The organism is Aeromonas sp. 2692-1, from assembly GCF_013085505.1.
Classification (GTDB): Bacteria; Pseudomonadota; Gammaproteobacteria; order Enterobacterales; family Aeromonadaceae; genus Aeromonas; species Aeromonas hydrophila.
This window is the reverse complement of record NZ_CP038513.1, coordinates 3587539-3604743: the sequence shown is the minus strand read 5'-3', so window position 1 is coordinate 3604743 and position 17205 is coordinate 3587539. Positions and strand designations below refer to the sequence as shown.

The following is a 17205-nucleotide window of genomic DNA, read 5'->3' as shown; positions in this document are numbered from 1 at the left end:
TCGGGATGAGCCGGTGTGATCACTCTATTGTCCGTTGTTGATTGGATAAATAAGGTGATAATGAATGCACTGTTCCAATTGGCGAGACAATGGCGGCATGGATCAACTGGATGCGATGAGGATGTTTGTGCGGGTGGCTGAGCTGGAGAGCTTTACCCGCAGTGCCGAACAGTTGAGTGTTCCCAAGGCGACGCTCTCGGCGGCCATTCGGCGGCTGGAGGAGCAGATGGGCACCCGCTTGCTGCAACGCACCACCCGGCGGGTGCAGCTGACCCCGGATGGCAAGCTCTGTTACGCCCGCTGCCAGGATCTGCTGGCGGACATGGAGGAGTTCAACGCGCTGTTTCGCCAGCAGGGGCAGCTGAGCGGCCAGCTGCGGGTGGACATGCCGAGCCGGATGGCCCGTCATCTGGTAATCCCGGCGCTGCCCGCCTGGCTTGCGGCCCACCCCGACCTGCAACTGCTGCTGAGCAGCACGGACCGGCGGGTCGATCTGGTGCGGGAGGGCTTTGACTGCGTGATCCGGGTCGGGGCTCTCGAGTCCTCCAGCCTGGTGGCGCGCCCCCTCGGCCACTACCGCCAGATCAACTGTGCCAGCGTTGGCTACCTGGCCCGCCATGGAACACCGCACAGCCTGAGCGAGCTGAGCAACCATCGGCTGGTGCACTACGGTGGCGGCAGCGGACCCAGGGAGAGCGGTTTCGAGTATATGCAGGGGGATGGCTCGCGCGCCGTGCTGGCGATGAGCGGGGCGCTCACGGTGAACGACAGCGAATCCTATCTGGCGGCGGCGCTGGCCGGGCTTGGCATCATTCAGCTGCCGCGAGTCGGGGTGGAGCCATTGCTGGCCAGCGGCGAGCTGGTGGTCATCCTGCCAAAGTGGCAGGCGCCGCCGCTGCCCATTCACGCCCTCTATGCCCATCGCCGTCAGCTGGCCCCCCGGGTGCAGGCGTTCATCCATTGGCTGAGCGGCATTCTGGTATCAGCCCTGGAGTCTGACGGACTGCGCGATGGCGGGCAGCAAAGCATCGGGAACGACGTGGCCGATTGACTCGTTGACGTTACTCTCACCGGCGGCCGCTGCTGCGGGCCTCTCTATGGTTGCCATCGACAATCCCGGTTTGGCGCCGGCCGGGCAGCTTGGCATAATGTCGCCCCACGTTGGCCGCCTCTTTGCTGCGCGGCCAGACCCAGCAACAGTGCAGAGGAGATGAGATGAAATTTATCGGAGCCCACGTCAGTGCGGCCGGCGGTGTGGAAAATACCATCGCCCGTGCCCAGGCCATCGGCGCCAACGCCTTCGCCCTGTTTACCAAGAATCAGCGCCAGTGGCAGGCGGCGCCGCTCTCCGAGGCCAGCATCCGCGCCTTCAAGCTGGCCTGCGAGAAGGGGGGCTTTCGCCCCGAGCAGATCCTGCCCCACGACAGCTACCTCATCAATCTGGGTCATCCCGACCCCGATGGCCTCGCCAAGTCCCGCGACGCCTTTCTGGACGAAATGAAGCGCTGCGAACAGCTGGGGCTTTGCTATCTCAATTTTCATCCGGGCAGCCACCTGAAGCAGATCCCGGAGGCGGCCAGCCTCAAGCTGGTGAGCGAATCCATCAACTGGGCGCTGGAGCGCAGCCAGGGGGTGACGGCGGTGATCGAAAATACCGCCGGCCAGGGCACCAACCTCGGCTGGTCGTTCGAGCATCTGGCCACCATTATCGACGGGGTGGAAGACAAGAGCCGGGTCGGCATCTGCTTTGACACCTGTCACGCCTTTGCCGCCGGTTACGATCTGCGCACCGCAGACGCTTGCGCCGCCGTCTTTGCCGAGTTCGAGCAGACGGTGGGCTTCCAGTATTTAAAGGGGATGCATATCAACGGTGCCAAGTGCACCTTCGGCAGCCGGGTCGATCGCCACCACAGTCTGCGCGAGGGGAACCTGGGGGAGGCGGTGTTCCATCACATCATGAATGACCATCGCTTCGACGGCATTCCGCTGATCTTGGAGACCATCGACGAGTCCATCTGGGGCGACGAGATCCGCTGGTTGCGCAGCCTGGCGAAGGCATGATGACCGATCGGAGACAGCATAAGGAAACAGGGATGCAACAGAGATCAAGCGACCAGCCGCTGCGCTGGGGGATTGCCGGGGCGGGGGCCATTGCCCGCCGTTTTTGTCAGGATGTGAATGGGCACGCCAGTGGCAGCCGGGTGGTGGCGATCGCCGCCCGTGATCAAGCACGGGCGCAGGCCTTTGCCGACGAGCAGGGGCTGCCCCACGTCCATGGCAGCTATCAGGCGCTGGCGGCCAGCCCCCAGGTGGAGGCGGTCTATGTGGCGGTGATCCACCCGGAGCACGCCGCCCTGATCGAACTCATGCTGCTGGCGGGCAAGCACGTGCTGGTGGAAAAACCGGCGGTGACCCGGGTGGCGGACTGGGATCGGCTGGTGCGGCTCGCCGCCGAGCGGGGCCTGCTGCTGATGGAGGCGATGAAGGTGATGTGCTTCCCCGCCATGCGCGAACTGCTGGGACGGCTTGCCGCCCTGCCGGCCCCCGACAGGCTGCGGGCCGCCTTTGGCTCGGTGCAGACGCGGGACGGCAAGCTGTTCGACCCGGCGCTGGCTGGCGGCGCCGCCTGGGATGTGGGGGTCTATCCGCTCTGGCTCTATGCGGCCCTCTGTCACCAGCTCGGGCTGGCGGCGGGTGAGCCCGAGGTCACGCTGTCTCGCCAGGAGGGCGAGGTGGACGAAGCCGCCCGCTTTGATTTTGCCGGCCCGCTCAAGGCCGAACTTGCCGCCTCCATCGTCGCGGATCTCGACAAGTCGGCCTGGCTGTCCGGGCCCGGCTGGGCGCTGGAGCTGGTGGGCAAGTGGTGGAATCCCCAGCAGATCGTCTGGCGTGGTGGTGACCCTCTACCGGCCTGGCCCGACGACATCGCGCAGCCGGTCGGGGGCGGCGGCATGCAGCACGAGGCGGATCACTTTGCCGCCTGCGTCAGACAAGGATTGAGCGACTCGCCCTGGGTGCCGCAGGCGCTGAGCAGACAAGTACTGGGCTGGGTCGAGCGGGGATTGCAGCCCGCGAAACGCTGAGTCACAAGGCTGAATGACAAAGAGGGAGAGCCTGGGCTCTCCCTCTTCTATCGCTGCCGATACCTCGGCGGCAAGGGCAATGCCGGGCAATATGCTGCCCGATCATCCCATTGGCTCAGGTGCTGCTGGCCTCGCTGGAGAGCACATCCTCCTGGGCGCGGCAAAATTGCAGAAAGCGGCGCAGGGTGGCGGAGTGATACTTCTGCCGGTGCCAGATGAGGGAGAGCTGACGGGGGAAGCGACGGGTCAGGGGCAGGGCCACCAGGCGGCCGGCCTGCAACCGATCCGACACCGCCAGGTGGGAGATGAAGGAGATGCCGAGCCCCTTCTCGACCGCCAGCATCACCGCCTCCAGGGTGTTGAGCTCGAGCCCCGCCTGCCAGCGCGGCAGTTCGGGCTGGATCTGCTGCTCGAACTGCTCGCGGCTGCCGGACTGGGGCTCGCGCAGCACCCAGGTCTCATCGCTCAGTTGGGCGAGGGAGAGACGGCTGCGGCCGGCGAGGGGGTGAGCGGGCTGGGCCACGATCAGCATCTCGTCGTGGAGCCAGGGTTCGCTGACCAGATCCGGGTGGTGGTTCTCCCCCTCGATCAGCGCCAGATCCAGCTCGAAGTTGGCCAGCAGGTGGCAGAGCTGGTGGGTATTGGTGATGGTGACGCGGGGCGGCTGCCCCAGCTCCTGCTTGCTGGTGGCGAGCAGGGCCGGCAGCAGGTAGTTGCCGATGGTCTGGCTGGCGCCCAGACGCAGCTGGCCGCTCGGTTCGGCATCCGGGCTGAACAGGGTTTCGATGTCCTGCATCCGGGTCAGCAGCTCCTCGGCCGCCGGTTGCAGCAGGCGTCCCTCGTTGTTGAGCTGCAATCTGGGGTGAATGCGATCGAACAGCGGAGTGGCGAGCTGGCGCTCCAGCTCCTGCAACGACTGGGAGACTGCGCCCTTGCTCAGGCACAGTTCATTGGCGGCCAGCCCCAGATTGCCGTAACGGGCGATTGTGGCAAAGACCTTGAGTTGTTGCAGGGTCAGCTTCATGTTTGGATATCCTGAACGATTGATTTAATTCATTTAGATATCGTAAACGATACGGGGCCATTATCCTATGCCCATCGTCTCTCATCAGAGGTTTCAGACATGATCGCAAGAACCCGTCAATCCTTAGGCAAAGCCCCGACTCCCATGGCAGGGCTGGCGCTCGGGATCGCCAGTCTCGGTTGGTGCTGGGAAAATGCCGGTCACTTCGATGGCCGCCTGCAGTTGCTGGGGGCTGCCATTGCCGCCGTGCTGCTGGTGATCCTGACCTTCAAGTTTCTGCTGCACCCGCGCCTGCTGTGGCAGGATCTGGCTCACCCCGTGGTCGGCAGCGTGGTGCCCACCTATGCCATGGGCACCATGGTGGTTTCCAAGGCGGTCGGCATGCTCGACGCCGGTCTGGGCGAGGGGCTCTGGTTGTTTGCCGTGCTGCTGCATCTGGCGTTCCTGGCCACTTTCGTCTGGCACCGGGCCAAACAGTTTGAAATCCACCACATGGTGCCGAGCTGGTTCGTGCCGCCGGTGGGGATCATCGTTGCTGACGTTGCCTTCCCGGGCGGCCAGTTTGCGGCGCTGGCCAACGGCCTGCTCTGGTTCGGCATGCTCTGCTACGGTCTGATGCTGCCGCTGATGCTCTATCGCCTCATCTTCAGCCATGAAGTGCCGGATGCCGCCAAGCCGACCATCGCCATCCTGGCGGCCCCCGCCAGCCTGTCACTGGCCGGTTACCTGACCGTGAGCGAGGAACCCTCCTTGCTGCTGGTGGCCGTGCTGCTGGGGATTGCGGTGCTGATGACCGGCATCATCTATCTGGCCTTCATCAAGCTGCTGCGTCTGCCGTTCTCACCGGGCTACGCCGCCTTCACCTTCCCGCTGGTGATCGGCGCCACCGCCCTGTTCAAGGTGAGCCACCTGGTCGAGCAGTGGCCTCAGGCGGCCGAGTATGTCGAGCAGATCCGGTTGCTGGCCCACTTCGAACTGGGCGCCGCCACCCTGATCGTCGGCTATGTGGCCCTGCGCTACCTGATGTTCTTCCTGCCGCTTGACGGCAGCGACGAGGCGACGCACGGCATGGTTCGTCGCTAAGAAGAAGACGGCGAGAGCCGGGATACGGGGCGTTGATGAGCAACCTTGCAGCAGACAGGGGCCATCAACCGGATAATGACCAAGCGCTTCACCCTCGGGTGAAGCGCTTTTTGTACCGGTTCTGGCAGCGAAAGGTGCCATTCATGCCCGTTGGCGCCCCGTTTTTTGCGCCAGCGCCCAGCCTGGGGGGACAATGATGAATTTCACTGGTATTACCTGTCAGGACGAATACAATGCAGCTCCATTTTCTTAGCTTGATCCCCATCCATGTCTTCCCATGATCCCGTGTTTGACACCCGCTTCGAGGCCAGATTCCTGCATCCACGCTATTGGCTGAGCTGGCTGGCGCTTGGCGTACTGATGCTGCTGGCGTTCGTGCCGGTCCGTCTGCGCGACCGTCTCGCCGCCGCCCTGGCACCGCTGGTGTTCCGTATCTCGAAAAAGCAGATCTATATCGCCAGAACCAACCTGGCACTCTGTTTTCCGCAAAAGAGCGAGGCCGAACGCGACGCCATCCTGATGACCTCGATCCGGGTCGGTCTCAAGAGTCTGCTCGGCTTTGGCGAGTTCTCCGTGCGCAGCCCCGCCTATCTGATGAGCCGGATGCAGGTCAGCGGCTGGGAACATATCGAGGCGGAGCAGGCCGCCGGCCGACCGGTGATCCTGGTGGTGCCCCACAGCTGGCCGGTGGATGCGGCCGGTTACTACTTCACCCAGCGCGGGGTGCCCATGTGCACCATGATGAAGCGGGCGCGCAATCCGGTCTTTGACTGGCACCTCAATCGGGCCCGGGCCCGCAACGGCTGCCGGGTCTATGAGCGCAGTGCCGGCATCAAGGCGGTGATCCGTACCATCAAGGGCGGTCGCAGCTTCTTCTATCTGCCGGATCAGGATCATGGCCGTGAGAAGAGCATCTTTGCCCCCTTCTTCGGTCACCCCAAGGCGACGCTGCCGGCGTTGCCACGGCTGGTGCAGGTGAGCGGCGCCAAGGCGGTGCCCTTGCTGGCTTGCTATGACGAAGCCAAGCACTGCTACCGGCTGGAGATCGACGCGCCGTTTGACAACTATCCCACCGAGGACGTGATGGCCGACACCTGCCGGATGAACGACATGGTGCAGCAGCAGCTCTGCCGCGATCCCGGTCAGTACATGTGGTTCCTCAAGATCTTCGATACCCGTGAGGATCAGGTGGGCCTGGATGGCCGCTACGAGGCGGGGATCCAGCGCATCCGCAGTGGCTTGCAGCCGCTGCCCTGAGGCGACACGCCTTTATGTCATATGGCCCTGCGGGGCCATTTTTGTTGGCGATGGTGACCCGTCATGGGGGGAGGACTTCCTTGCCGGCCAGCCCAATGGCCGGGGGGCGTGGCCGCCAAAGTGGAAAAATCTGTCAGGATAATTAAAATAACCGTTTATTTTCTATGACTTGATGGCGGCCATGTCCTCACACGATCCGGTTTTTGACACCTCATTTCATCCCCGTCTGCTGCATCCGCGCTGGTGGGGCAGCTGGCTTGCGCTCGGTCTGCTCTGTCTGCTGGCGCTGGTGCCCCATGGTCTGCGCGACCGGCTCGCCAACCGTCTGGCGCCCACCCTGCTGCGGATTTCTAAGAAGCAGGCCTACATTGCCGAGACCAACCTCAAGATCTGTTTTCCCGAGCTGGACGAGGCAGGCCGTCAGGCCCTGCTGCTCAAATCGATCCGGGTCGGTCTCAAGACCTTCATGGGCTTTGCCGAGCTGACCTTGCGCAGCGCCGCTCATCTGGCCAGCCGCGTCAAGGTGCGTGGCTGGGAGCATATCGAGGCAGAGCGGGCCGCCGGCCGGCCGGTGATCCTGGTGGTGCCCCACACCTGGGCGGTGGACATGATCGGCCGCTACTTCGCCATTCGGGGGCTGACCATGTGCACCATGATGAAGAGCCCGAAGGATCAGGTGTTTGACTGGTACATCAACCGCGAGCGGGCCAAGGGCGGCAAGGTATATGAGCGCAGCGTCGGCATCAAACCGGCCATCAAGGCGATCCGCAGCGGCGCCAGCTTCTTCTACCTGCCGGATCAGGATCACGGCCGCGAGGCCAGCATCTTCGTGCCTTTCTTCGGCCATCCCAAGGCGACCCTGCCGGCCTTGCCCAAACTGGTGAAACTGACCGGCGCCAGGGCGGTGCCCATTCTCGCCTGTTATGACGAGGAGGAGGGCTGCTACCGGCTGGAGATCGAGCCGCCTTTCGACCCCTATCCCGGTGCGGATCTGGTGGCCGATGTCTGTGCCATGAACGGCATGGTGGAGCAGCAGCTGCGCCAGCATCCCGAGCAGTACATGTGGTTTCTCAAGATCTTCGAGACCATGGAGCACCAGCAAGGATCGGATGGGTTCTACGAAGAGGGCATTAAGCGGATCCGTGGCGATCTCCCTCCCGGGGAGTGAGGCCGGCCGACCCGGCGGCGCGGGTTATCGCACCGGGATCATCGCGGTTGCCGGCACGCCGGGCGCCGTCAGGAAACAGGGATAGGCAAGTGGCCCGGGAGGGGCTATCTTCTGATGCGCAAATAGGGTAAAAGGGCGGCCATGAAAATTCCAAATCGAATCCAACCTCTGGTTGATGACGGCCTGGTCGATGACGTCATCAGCCGGCTGATGAGCGGCAAAGAGGCCGACGTCTATGTGGTGCGCTGCGGCGACGAGATCCGCTGCGCCAAAGTCTATAAAGAGGCGTCCAAGCGCAGCTTCAAGCAGGCTGTGGTCTATCAGGAAGGGCGCAAGGTGCGCGGCAGTCGCGATGCCCGCGCCATGGAGAAAGGCTCCAAATACGGTCGCAAGCAGCACGAAGAGGTGTGGCAGAACACCGAAGTGGATGCCCTGTTCAAACTGGCGGCGGCCGGGGTGCGGGTGCCCAGGCCCTATGTCTGCCTCGATGGCGTGCTGCTGATGGAGCTCATCACCGACGAAGAGGGCAATGTCGCTCCCCGTCTCAACGACGTGGCGCTCTCTGCCGAGCAGGCGGTCATTGACCATGGCAAGGTGATCCGTTACGTGGTGCGCATGCTCTGTGCCGGCCTCATCCACGGCGATCTCTCCGAGTTCAACGTGCTGGTGGATGAACAGGGCCCGGTCATCATCGACCTGCCCCAGGTGGTGGACGCCGCCGCCAACAACCAGGCCAGGGCCATGCTGGAGCGCGACGTCAACAATATGCGCAACTACTACGGCATGTATGCCCCTGAGTTGCTCAAGACCCGCTACGCCCGGGAGATGTGGGCCCTGTATGAAGATGGCAAACTGACCCCCGACAGCGAGCTGACCGGCTTGTTCGAGGAGAGCCGCGAGCAGGTGGATCTCGATTCTGTATTGCACGAGATCGAGAGTGCCCAGGAGGAGGCGTTGGCCCGTCAGGCCAGGATGAAGGCCGAAGAGGAAGACAGCTACTGATCTTGCTGGTGGCCGTGGTCAGTGAAAAAAGAGCGCCTTTTGGAGCTCTTTTTTATTGTCTGCCGCTCGGTCCTGGCCCCTTGGCCGGGGCCAGCCGGTAAAACCGGAGCCAGCAACGATCGCCGGCATGATAGCGGCGATCCAGCCATTGCCCACCGGCGGCATCAATGACCTTGAGCGAGGCGGCATTTGCCTCGTCACAGCTGATGAGCACGGGCTCGCTCAGCACATGGCGCTGCAGCCAGCCGAGCAGGGTGCGGGCGACGCCTTCACCCCGGCGGGTGGGACGGGTCTCGTAACCGATGTGGCCGAGCCACTGACAGGTGGCGGGGTTGTCGCCGTGACGCAGGCGCAAGGTGGCGAGGATCTCTTCCCCTTCGAGGGCAAAATAGGTGGTGGTCGGTGGGTAGCCCGGCGGCAGATGCAGCCCATCGGCATGGGCGAGCAACTCCTGCAGCCACTGATCCGGGTCGAATTGCGCCACCTGATAGAGCGGCAACCCGGCGGCGCCACACTCGGCCACGTAGCGGCGGTAAGCGGGGGCGTCGGTCGGCCGAGCGGCCCGGCACTCGATGGGTGGTTGCATCAGGTCTGGGTTGCCAGGGGCCACAGCGGCCTGGGCTCGCTGTGGTGCGGCTCCTGGATGCAGGCGCGCTGGCGGCCAGCCTGCTTGGCGGCATAGAGTGCCCGATCCGCGCGTGGATAGGCCTGCTCGAAGCGCTCGCCCTGCTGCAGCGAAGTCAACCCGATGCTGAGGCTGATGGGGCCGCCAGCCAGCGGCCGGGTGGCGTCAGTGACCCGCTGCTGCAGGGTCTGGCAGCAGGCCGGCAGGGTCTGCGATGTCTCCATCACCAGCAGTGCCAGCTCGTCGCCGCCAAGGCGGCCGGCCAGCCCCGCCGGCGGCAGGCTCTCCCGGATCACCCGGCCCACCGCCCGCAACATGGCGTCGCCGGCGGGGTGACCGTGGCGGTCGTTGATCTGCTTGAAGTTGTCCAGGTCGATCAGCAGCAGTTGCCAGGGGCGGGCACTGCGACAGGCACGCGCCGCCAGCTGCTGCTCGAAATGGTGGCGGCTGTCCAGCCCGGTCAGGGCATCCAGGTTGGCGCGTCGCTCCAGCTCGCGCTGGGTGGCGAGCAGCGCCTGCTGCTGGCGAGTGTGCACCAGGCTCAGCAAAATAAAGCTGCGGGCGATGGTAAAGAGCAGGCTGAGCAGGATCACCGGGCCGAGCAGGGGATCGGTGAGGCTGGAGGCGGCCGACTCCGGCCACCACTGATGCTTGGCCATCCTGACCAGCTGCAGGGCCAGTTGCAGGGCGAGCAGCAGGATGGCGAAGCGCAGCACCCGGTAGGCAGGCGCCAGCCGCTGATAGCGCCAGAGCTGCCACAGCAGCAGGCATATCTGCAGCGAGATGGCCCCGGAGAGCACCACGATCCGGCTGTGTATGTCATCCGGCGGCAGCTGCGTGGCGGTGACGGCAAACAGCAGGAAGCCGGCGAGGGCGAGGAGCGGGCAGAGCCAGCCGAAACGGTCGGCCTCACGCCGAAAGAAGTGGCGCAGCCCCCGCTCATAGAGCAGCGGGGTGGCGATGATCAGCAGATTGGTGAGCAGGATGTTGGCAAGGGAGCTATCCCCCGTGAGGGTTCGCAGCAGCAGGCAGCCAAAGGCGGCGGCGATGGCCAGTTCGCTGGCCGACCAGTAGAGCAGGGAGCGCAGCGGTCGCTGGGTATGCCACAGGTAGGCGAAAATGGCCGCGACCCCGATGTGCGACAGGCTGACGAACAGCACCAGACTCAGCAACTGGGCCGAGGAAAACAGACTCTGCATCAAGGGTGTGGGCTCTTCCTGCCGGGAACGGCGCAGCGACCTCAGGGCCGGGTGACTGGGCCGGATCACAGCATGAATTGCGCCGCTGAGCAATGGTTTAAGTGATCCGGGCACGATCGCGGCAACAACCGCCACAAGAGGGCTGCTGACTCGATTAATCAGGGGCGGGGCATGACGCCGGGGCGTTTATGCTTCCCTCACGCTGAGGTCAGTCGCTCACGACCGGCAGCCGCATGACGGTGGCCTCCCGGCCGAGGTGGGCCAGCAGGCGGCGCACGTCGTCGAGGCGGATGAGCAGGGTAGCGGTATTGACCAGCGGGTGGCACTGTACCCGCTCGGCCTGCCAGATCGTTTCATCCACCACCAGTTCCACCACTTTTTCCCTGTCGCGCACCATGGCGAGCAGGGTGACCGAGCCCGGGGTGAGGCCAAGCACGGCCTCCAGCCGCTCTGGTGAGCCAAAGCTCAGCCGTTTGACCCCAAGGGCGGCAGCCAGCCCTTTGAGATCGACCCGGCTCTCTTCCGGCGTCACCACCAGAAACAGTCGCTCGCTCTTCGGGTCGCGCAGGAAGAGGTTCTTGGTCTTGGCGGCGGGCAGCTTGGGCAGCAGCCGGCTGGCCTCCTCGCAGGTGAAGACGGGGGCGTGATCGATGCGCTGATAGGGAATGGCCAGCTGATCCAGCAGAGAGTAAAGCGCCACCATGACCTCCTGATGTCGGGTGAAGAATGGGGTGTTGGATGAATGGCGCGGCGAATAAAGCCGCCACCGGCAGTGGCTGCCACTCTGGCCGAGCTTACCAGTTTGCGGCGCGACTCGCAGCCTTGCGTGGCCATGGCGGCTGGGCATGCCGATTGCAGCAAAGCACTGTATGAACGTACAATGCTCCCATCTCCATGTTGATCCCGATGACTTGCATGACTGACCATCCGTCCATCCCACCCGTTACTCCGCCACGCGACGGCTTTATTCTGACCCGTCACGGGCGGGATGTGCGTGGTCGCAACGAGCATGGCGAACGCACCGAGATCGTGATGTGGCTCTGGAGCGCGCAGGGGCCGGTGCGACTGGTGGTGCCGGGACAGGAGCCGGTCTTCTTCCTGCCACAGAGCCACATGGAAGAAGCCGCCGAGCTGTTCAAGGGGGCGGGGGTGAGCGGGCGGTTTCGCCGCTTGCCGATGCACACCTTCGATGGCCGCGCCGTGGTGGGCTGCTACTTTGCCACCTTGAGCGCCTTTCACCGCGCTATCGAGCTGCTGCTCATCCGCGGGCTGGAGCATTTCGAGGCGGATATTCGGCTGCCGGAGCGCTATCTGATGGAGCGTTTCATCACCGCCGGCGTGCGCTTTGAGGGGCGCATCCTCAAGAAAGGGGGCAAGCACGGCTACTGGGAGATGAACGAGGCACGCTGCGCACCGCAGGCGGTGACGCCGACCCTCTCCTGGGTGTCGCTGGACGTGGAGTGCGCCATGGACGGGGCGCTCTTCTCGGTGGGGCTCTACAGCGAACAGGATGCGCGGGTCATCATGATCGGTACGCCGGAGGCGGATGCCGACAGCTGGGGTACCCAGGTCGAATGGGTGGCGGACGAGAGCGCCCTGCTGAGTGCGCTGGAGCGCTGGTTTGTGCGGCACGACCCGGATCTGGTGATCGGCTGGAACGTGGTCAACTTCGACTTTCGCCTGCTGCTGCGCCGCGCCGAGCTCAACAAGCGGCGGCTGCGGCTGGGGCGCGGTCACGAGCTCTGCTTCTGGCGATCATCGCGCAACGACCCCCAAAGCGGCAGCGTCATCATTCCCGGGCGCATGGTGCTGGATGGCATCGACACCCTCAAAAGCGCCACCTGGCAGTTCCCGAGCTACAGCCTGGATGCGGTGGCGAGCGAGTTGCTCGGCCGTGGCAAGGATATCGAGGATGTGGCCAACCGGGGGAGAAGATCACCGAGCTGTTCCACTCCGACAAGGAGGCGTTGGCCCGCTACAACCTGGAGGATTGCCGGCTGGTGTGGGAGATCTTCGATTTCTGCCACCTCATCCCCTTTGCCATCGAGCGTGCCTCCCTCACCGGCCTTGAACTGGACAGGGTGGGGGGCTCGGTGGCGGCGTTTACCAACCTCTACCTGCCGCGGCTGCATCGCGGCGGCTACGTGGCGCCCAATCTGCCGGCCGACGGCGGGCTGGCAAGCCCCGGCGGCTATGTGATGGACTCCAAACCCGGCCTCTATCGCCACGTGCTGGTGCTCGATTTCAAGAGCCTCTATCCCAGCATCATCCGCACCTTCTGCATCGATCCCATGGGGCTCATCGAGGGGCTGCAGCATCCCGAACACGCCATTCCGGGCTTTCGCGGCGCCATGTTCTCCCGCGAGCGCCACTTCCTGCCGGATCTCATCGCTACTCTGTGGGCGGCGCGGGATCGGGCCAAGGCCGCCAGCAACAAGGCGCTCTCCCAGGCCATCAAGATCATCATGAACTCCTTCTACGGGGTGCTGGGCTCGGGGGGCTGCCGCTTCTACGACCCGCGGCTTGCCTCCTCCATCACCTTGCGCGGTCACGGCATCATGCAGCAGACCCGGGAGTGGATCGAAGGAGAGGGCTTCGAGGTGATCTATGGCGATACCGACTCCACCTTCGTGCACCTGGGGCGGGATGCCAGTCCCGAGCAGGCGGACGAGATTGGCCGGCGGCTGGCGAAGATGATCAACGACAACTGGGCTGCGCTGATCAAGCGCGAGTTCGATTTGCCGAGCTATCTGGAAATCCAGTACGAGACCCACTATCGCCGCTTCCTGATGCCCACCATTCGCGGGCTGGAGAAGGGGAGCAAGAAGCGCTATGCCGGGCTGGTGGCAGGCCATCAGGCAGGTGAAGAGGAGCAGCTGGTGTTCAAGGGGCTCGAATCGGTGCGCACCGACTGGACGCCCCTTGCCAAGGCGTTTCAGACCCGCCTCTATGAAATGGTGTTTCACGACCAGGATCCCAGCGGCTATGTGCGTACCATGGTGGACGAGACCCGGGCCGGCCAGCACGACGAGCTGCTGGTCTACCGCAAGCGACTGCGCCAGAAACTCGAGGAGTATCAGAAGAACGTGCCACCCCATGTGCGGGCGGCGCGCCTGGCGGACGAGGAGAACCTGCGCCGCGGCCTGCCCCAGCGCTACCAGCACAGAGGCTCCATCGCCTACCTGATGACTCTCAATGGCCCCGAGCCGCTGGAATACCGGCGCAGCGCCATCGACTACGAGCACTACATCGACAAGCAGTTAAGGCCCATTGCTGATGCGATCCTCCCCTTTATTGGCGAGTCGTTCGAGCGGATCTGCGGCCAGCAGCTCGATCTCTTTTAAGCGGTGTGGCGCGAGGAGAGGTTGACCCGCCGGGCATGGTTGAGGGTATGGCGGGTTCAGCCGTGCGGACGCCAGGAGAAGCTGGGAAGGGGAGATGCAAAAAGCCCGCTCGAGGAGCGGGCTTTTCTAATCTGGTGCGTCCTAGTGGATTCGAACCACCGACCCCCACCATGTCAAGGTGATGCTCTAACCAGCTGAGCTAAGGACGCAGGGTGCGCAAGGCGACTTTATCTTATTGCAGGGGAGTGGTGGGTTTAATTGGATTCGAACCAACGACCCCTACCATGTCAAGGTAGTGCTCTAACCAACTGAGCTATAAACCCACATCTGTGTTCAACCGGATTCGAACCAACGACATCGCCTACGCAATGTCAAAGTACTGTTCTAACCGACTGAGCTATAAGCCCATATCAAACTTACATCTGCAATATATTCAAGCTGTTATGGTGCGTCCTAGTGGATTCGAACCACCGACCCCCACCATGTCAAGGTGATGCTCTAACCAGCTGAGCTAAGGACGCATAACAGGTTTCCATGATGGTGCGTCCTAGTGGATTCGAACCACCGACCCCCACCATGTCAAGGTGGTGCTCTAACCAGCTGAGCTAAGGACGCATCATGGAAAAGTGGTGGGTTTAATTGGATTCGAACCAACGACCCCTACCATGTCAAGGTAGTGCTCTAACCAACTGAGCTATAAACCCACTTTGCAAACCGGGTCAGAAACCCGTTTCACCACACCAGCACTGCTGGCGTGGTCGGCATACTACCCATGCCCCCAAGGCTGTCAACAGGCCGCACGCACAAAGCAGACTGTTTGCCCAGTTCTTGCGCAGCCTGTTGATTTTGCAGGCGAGTTTGCCCTATTGCGCCTTGGAGAGGGCGCTGCAGGCCTCCGGGCTGGCAAAGCGGCCATAGATATGACGCAACCGGGCACCCAGCATCAGGGCGGCGCCGGTGAGGCCGACGATGAAACCGATCCAGAAGCCCTGCGGCCCCATGCGTGGCACCAGCCAGTCGGTCAGCCCCAGGATCATGCCGGTGGGCAGCCCCAGTCCCCAGTAGGCGACGATGGTGACGTAGAAGATCGCCTTGGTGTCCTTGTAACCACGCAGGGCGGCTGCGGCCACCACCTGCACCGAGTCGGAGATCTGATAGATGGCGGCGAAGAACAGCAGTATGGCCGCGAGGGTGATCACCTGCAGGTCGTCGGTGTAGATACTGGCGATATGCTCGCGCAGCAGCACGGTGAGGGCGGCGGTACCGGCAGCCACCGCCATGCCCAGCATCAGGCCGGTGCGGGCGGCGACGCGGGCGTGCTCGGGCTGACCCTCGCCGATGCTGTGACCGACCCGGATGGTGACACCCACCCCAATCGACAAGGGCAGCATAAACACCAGGCTGGAGAAGTTGAGAGCTATCTGGTGGCTCGCCACCGTCTCTGCACCGAACGGTGCCAGCATCAGCGCCACCACGGTAAACAGGGTCACCTCGCAGAAGATGGCCATGGCGATGGGAAAGCCCAAGCGGAACAGGCGCCAGATCCGGCTGCCGTTGGGGCGGGCGAGCCGGGAGAAGAGGTTGATCTCCTTGAAGTGGGAGGAGAGCTTCACATAGACGATCATCGCCAGCAACATGGCCCACAGCACGATGGCGGTGGCCACGCCACAACCCACCCCGCCGAGCTTGGGCATGCCGAGGTGGCCGTGGATGAAGACATAGTTGGCGGGAATATTGACCGCCAGCCCCACGAAGCCGATCACCATGGTCGGCATGGTGTGGGAAAGCCCCTCGCTGAAGTTGCGCAGCACCTGGAACAGCACGAAGGCGGGCAGGCCCCACATGATGGCGTGTAAAAAGCCGGTGGTCTTGGCGGCCATGACCGGATCCACCTTCATCAGGTGCAGCGCCAGCGGGCTGAAATAGAGTGCCATCATGGCGATCGGGATCACCATCAGCGCCAGCCAGAAGCCCTGATGCACGGCGGGACGTACCTCGTCCCGCTTGCGGGCCCCGTTGAGCTGGGAGACGATGGGGGTGAGCGCCATGATGATGCCTTGGGTCAGCAAGATGATCGGCAGCCAGAAACTGGAGGCCACCGACACCGCCGCCAGATCCACGGCGCTGACCTGGCCCGCCATCACGGTATCGACGAAGCTCATGGCGACCTGGGCCACCTGGGCCACCAGAATGGGACTGGCTAGACGAACGAGTTGCCTCGCCTCGGACCAATAACGTTGCACTGACACCTCCGAGTGGATCAGATAAAGCGTAAAAAGAGCGGGTAGCGGGAAGAGCCTTTGCACTCCCGAAACGGGAATGCAAAGTGCGGGGGGGTCATTCTAGCCTGAAATTCATCCGGGACGAAACGTTTGGCGCAAGGGCCGGATCAGGCGTCTTCGTGATCGCTGATCAGCAGGTTGGCGGCGGCGTAGGCGGCCTGTTCGCGCAGATCCGCCGGCACCCGCTCGTCCGATGCCACGGCGTTGAGCGCCCTGATGGTGGCGGCAATGGCCTGCGGCACATAACCCTGCTCCCCGGAGCCAATCTGGTTGTAGGCGATGCGAATGGCTTCACAGCATTGATATACCTGCATTTTTATTTCCTTGTCAGCGCTGGTTTGAATGCCGTCACTATAGCGATCGGCCGCCCGCTTGTCAGCCAGCGCGCTTGTCTGGGGCACGGGGCGAGGTTACCCTGCCTTTTTTCGTAGCAGGAGACGAGACATGTTCACCGGCATAGTACAGGGGACCGCCGAACTGGTGGCCATCGACGAGCAGCCCAACTTTCGTACCCACGTGATCCGCATGCCGAGCCCGGCCTGGGGCGAGGGGCTGGCGCTGGGCGCCTCCGTGGCCCACAATGGCTGCTGCCTGACCGTCACCCGGGTCGAGGGGGAACTGGTCAGCTTCGATCTGATGCAGGAGACACTGCGCCTCACCAACCTCGGCCAGCTGCAACCCGGGGACAGGGTCAACGTGGAGAGAGCTGCCCGCTTTGGCGACGAGATTGGTGGCCACGCCATGTCCGGCCACATCATGGGCACCGCGCAGGTCGTCTCGGTCATCGACACTCCCAACAACCGGCAGGTGTGGTATCGCCTCGCCCCCACGCTGATGAAATACGTGCTGACCAAGGGTTACATCGGTATCGACGGCATCAGCCTCACCGTGGGGGAAGTGCGCGGCAGCGAGTTCTGCGTCAATCTCATTCCCGAGACGCTGGCCCGCACCAACCTGGGTTGGGTCAAAGCCGGCTGGCACACCAACATCGAGATTGACCCCCAGACCCAGGCCATCGTCGACACGGTGGAGCGGGTACTGGCGGCCCGTCAGCCGGAGTAAGCTGACCAACGCGCCCTCAGGGGTTTGCCATAGAAAAGGGCCTGCATCATGCAGGCCCTTGGCGATCTTGTGGGTG

14 protein-coding genes, 5 tRNA genes and 1 pseudogene are annotated in these 17205 nt (G+C 63.6%); 9 read left to right on the top strand and 11 right to left on the bottom strand.

The features are described from left to right. The first annotated feature begins 97 nt into the window (after positions 1-97). From E5E97_RS16975 to E5E97_RS16965, 3 genes are all read left to right on the top strand, one after another. The gene (locus E5E97_RS16975; RefSeq protein WP_118881148.1) at positions 98-1051 is read left to right on the top strand and encodes a LysR family transcriptional regulator; all 954 of its coding nucleotides are present in this window, start codon (positions 98-100) and stop codon (positions 1049-1051) included. Positions 1052-1215: 164 nt separating this feature from the next. Next, positions 1216-2061, top strand: a complete 846-nt coding sequence (gene nfo, locus E5E97_RS16970) for a deoxyribonuclease IV (protein ID WP_118881149.1) — start codon at positions 1216-1218, stop codon at positions 2059-2061. A 32-nt stretch (positions 2062-2093) separates the two neighbouring features. Then, the gene (locus E5E97_RS16965) at positions 2094-3083 is read left to right on the top strand and encodes a Gfo/Idh/MocA family protein (RefSeq protein ID WP_118881150.1); all 990 of its coding nucleotides are present in this window, start codon (positions 2094-2096) and stop codon (positions 3081-3083) included. A gap of 115 nt (positions 3084-3198) precedes the next feature. Here E5E97_RS16965 and E5E97_RS16960 read toward each other — a convergent pair whose 3' ends face one another. After that, positions 3199-4107: a LysR substrate-binding domain-containing protein gene (locus tag E5E97_RS16960; protein ID WP_101614901.1), complete on the bottom strand. Its 909-nt coding sequence runs from the start codon at positions 4105-4107 to the stop codon at positions 3199-3201. Between the two features lie 99 nt (positions 4108-4206). On the opposite strand from E5E97_RS16960, the gene E5E97_RS16955 reads away from it, so the two are divergent. The 4 genes from E5E97_RS16955 to E5E97_RS16940 all read left to right on the top strand — a co-directional run bounded on the left by E5E97_RS16955 (position 4207) and on the right by E5E97_RS16940 (position 8617). Next, positions 4207-5190, top strand: coding sequence for a TDT family transporter (locus tag E5E97_RS16955; protein ID WP_118881151.1), 984 nt, complete (start codon positions 4207-4209; stop codon positions 5188-5190). A gap of 267 nt (positions 5191-5457) precedes the next feature. Further along, positions 5458-6447: a lauroyl-Kdo(2)-lipid IV(A) myristoyltransferase gene (gene lpxM / locus E5E97_RS16950; RefSeq protein WP_029302922.1), complete on the top strand. Its 990-nt coding sequence runs from the start codon at positions 5458-5460 to the stop codon at positions 6445-6447. 172 nt (positions 6448-6619) lie between these two features. Next, positions 6620-7615 carry a lipid A biosynthesis acyltransferase gene (locus tag E5E97_RS16945; protein WP_043161760.1) on the top strand — a complete coding sequence of 332 codons (996 nt, stop codon included), beginning with the start codon at positions 6620-6622 and terminating at the stop codon, positions 7613-7615. A gap of 141 nt (positions 7616-7756) precedes the next feature. Next, entirely contained in the window at positions 7757-8617 is an 861-nt protein-coding gene (locus E5E97_RS16940) for a PA4780 family RIO1-like protein kinase (protein ID WP_043161761.1), read from the top strand. Between the two features lie 52 nt (positions 8618-8669). On the opposite strand, the gene E5E97_RS16935 is transcribed toward E5E97_RS16940, so the two are convergent. From E5E97_RS16935 to E5E97_RS16925, 3 genes are all read right to left on the bottom strand, one after another. Then, a complete protein-coding gene (locus tag E5E97_RS16935) occupies positions 8670-9203 on the bottom strand; it encodes a GNAT family N-acetyltransferase (protein WP_162901924.1) in 534 nt (177 codons plus the stop codon). Continuing rightward, positions 9203-10441: a GGDEF domain-containing protein gene (locus tag E5E97_RS16930; protein WP_162901925.1), complete on the bottom strand. Its 1239-nt coding sequence runs from the start codon at positions 10439-10441 to the stop codon at positions 9203-9205. Before E5E97_RS16930 ends, E5E97_RS16935 begins: the two co-directional genes overlap by 1 nt. A gap of 208 nt (positions 10442-10649) precedes the next feature. Next, positions 10650-11144: a prolyl-tRNA synthetase associated domain-containing protein gene (locus E5E97_RS16925; protein WP_171280612.1), complete on the bottom strand. Its 495-nt coding sequence runs from the start codon at positions 11142-11144 to the stop codon at positions 10650-10652. A 203-nt stretch (positions 11145-11347) separates the two neighbouring features. Between E5E97_RS16925 and E5E97_RS16920 the strand changes: the two are divergent. After that, positions 11348-13785 (top strand): annotated as a pseudogene (locus E5E97_RS16920) (DNA polymerase II). Between the two features lie 132 nt (positions 13786-13917). Here E5E97_RS16920 and E5E97_RS16915 read toward each other — a convergent pair. The 7 genes from E5E97_RS16915 to E5E97_RS16885 form a co-directional block, all read right to left on the bottom strand. Then, positions 13918-13994 (bottom strand) — tRNA-Val (locus E5E97_RS16915). Between the two features lie 37 nt (positions 13995-14031). Next, positions 14032-14108, bottom strand: a tRNA-Val gene (locus E5E97_RS16910). Positions 14109-14229: 121 nt separating this feature from the next. Next, positions 14230-14306: transfer RNA gene (locus E5E97_RS16905), tRNA-Val, on the bottom strand. A gap of 17 nt (positions 14307-14323) precedes the next feature. Further along, a tRNA-Val gene (locus tag E5E97_RS16900) sits at positions 14324-14400 on the bottom strand. Between the two features lie 12 nt (positions 14401-14412). Beyond that, positions 14413-14489 (bottom strand) — tRNA-Val (locus E5E97_RS16895). Positions 14490-14648: 159 nt separating this feature from the next. Then, positions 14649-16028 (bottom strand): MATE family efflux transporter, encoded by a 1380-nt coding sequence (locus tag E5E97_RS16890; RefSeq protein WP_171280611.1) that lies wholly within the window; start codon positions 16026-16028, stop codon positions 14649-14651. Between the two features lie 146 nt (positions 16029-16174). After that, entirely contained in the window at positions 16175-16381 is a 207-nt protein-coding gene (locus tag E5E97_RS16885) for a YaeP family protein (protein WP_005301307.1), read from the bottom strand. Positions 16382-16511: 130 nt separating this feature from the next. Between E5E97_RS16885 and E5E97_RS16880 the strand changes: the two genes are divergently transcribed. Further along, positions 16512-17129, top strand: coding sequence for a riboflavin synthase subunit alpha (locus tag E5E97_RS16880; protein WP_171280610.1), 618 nt, complete (start codon positions 16512-16514; stop codon positions 17127-17129). Positions 17130-17205 lie beyond the last annotated feature (76 nt).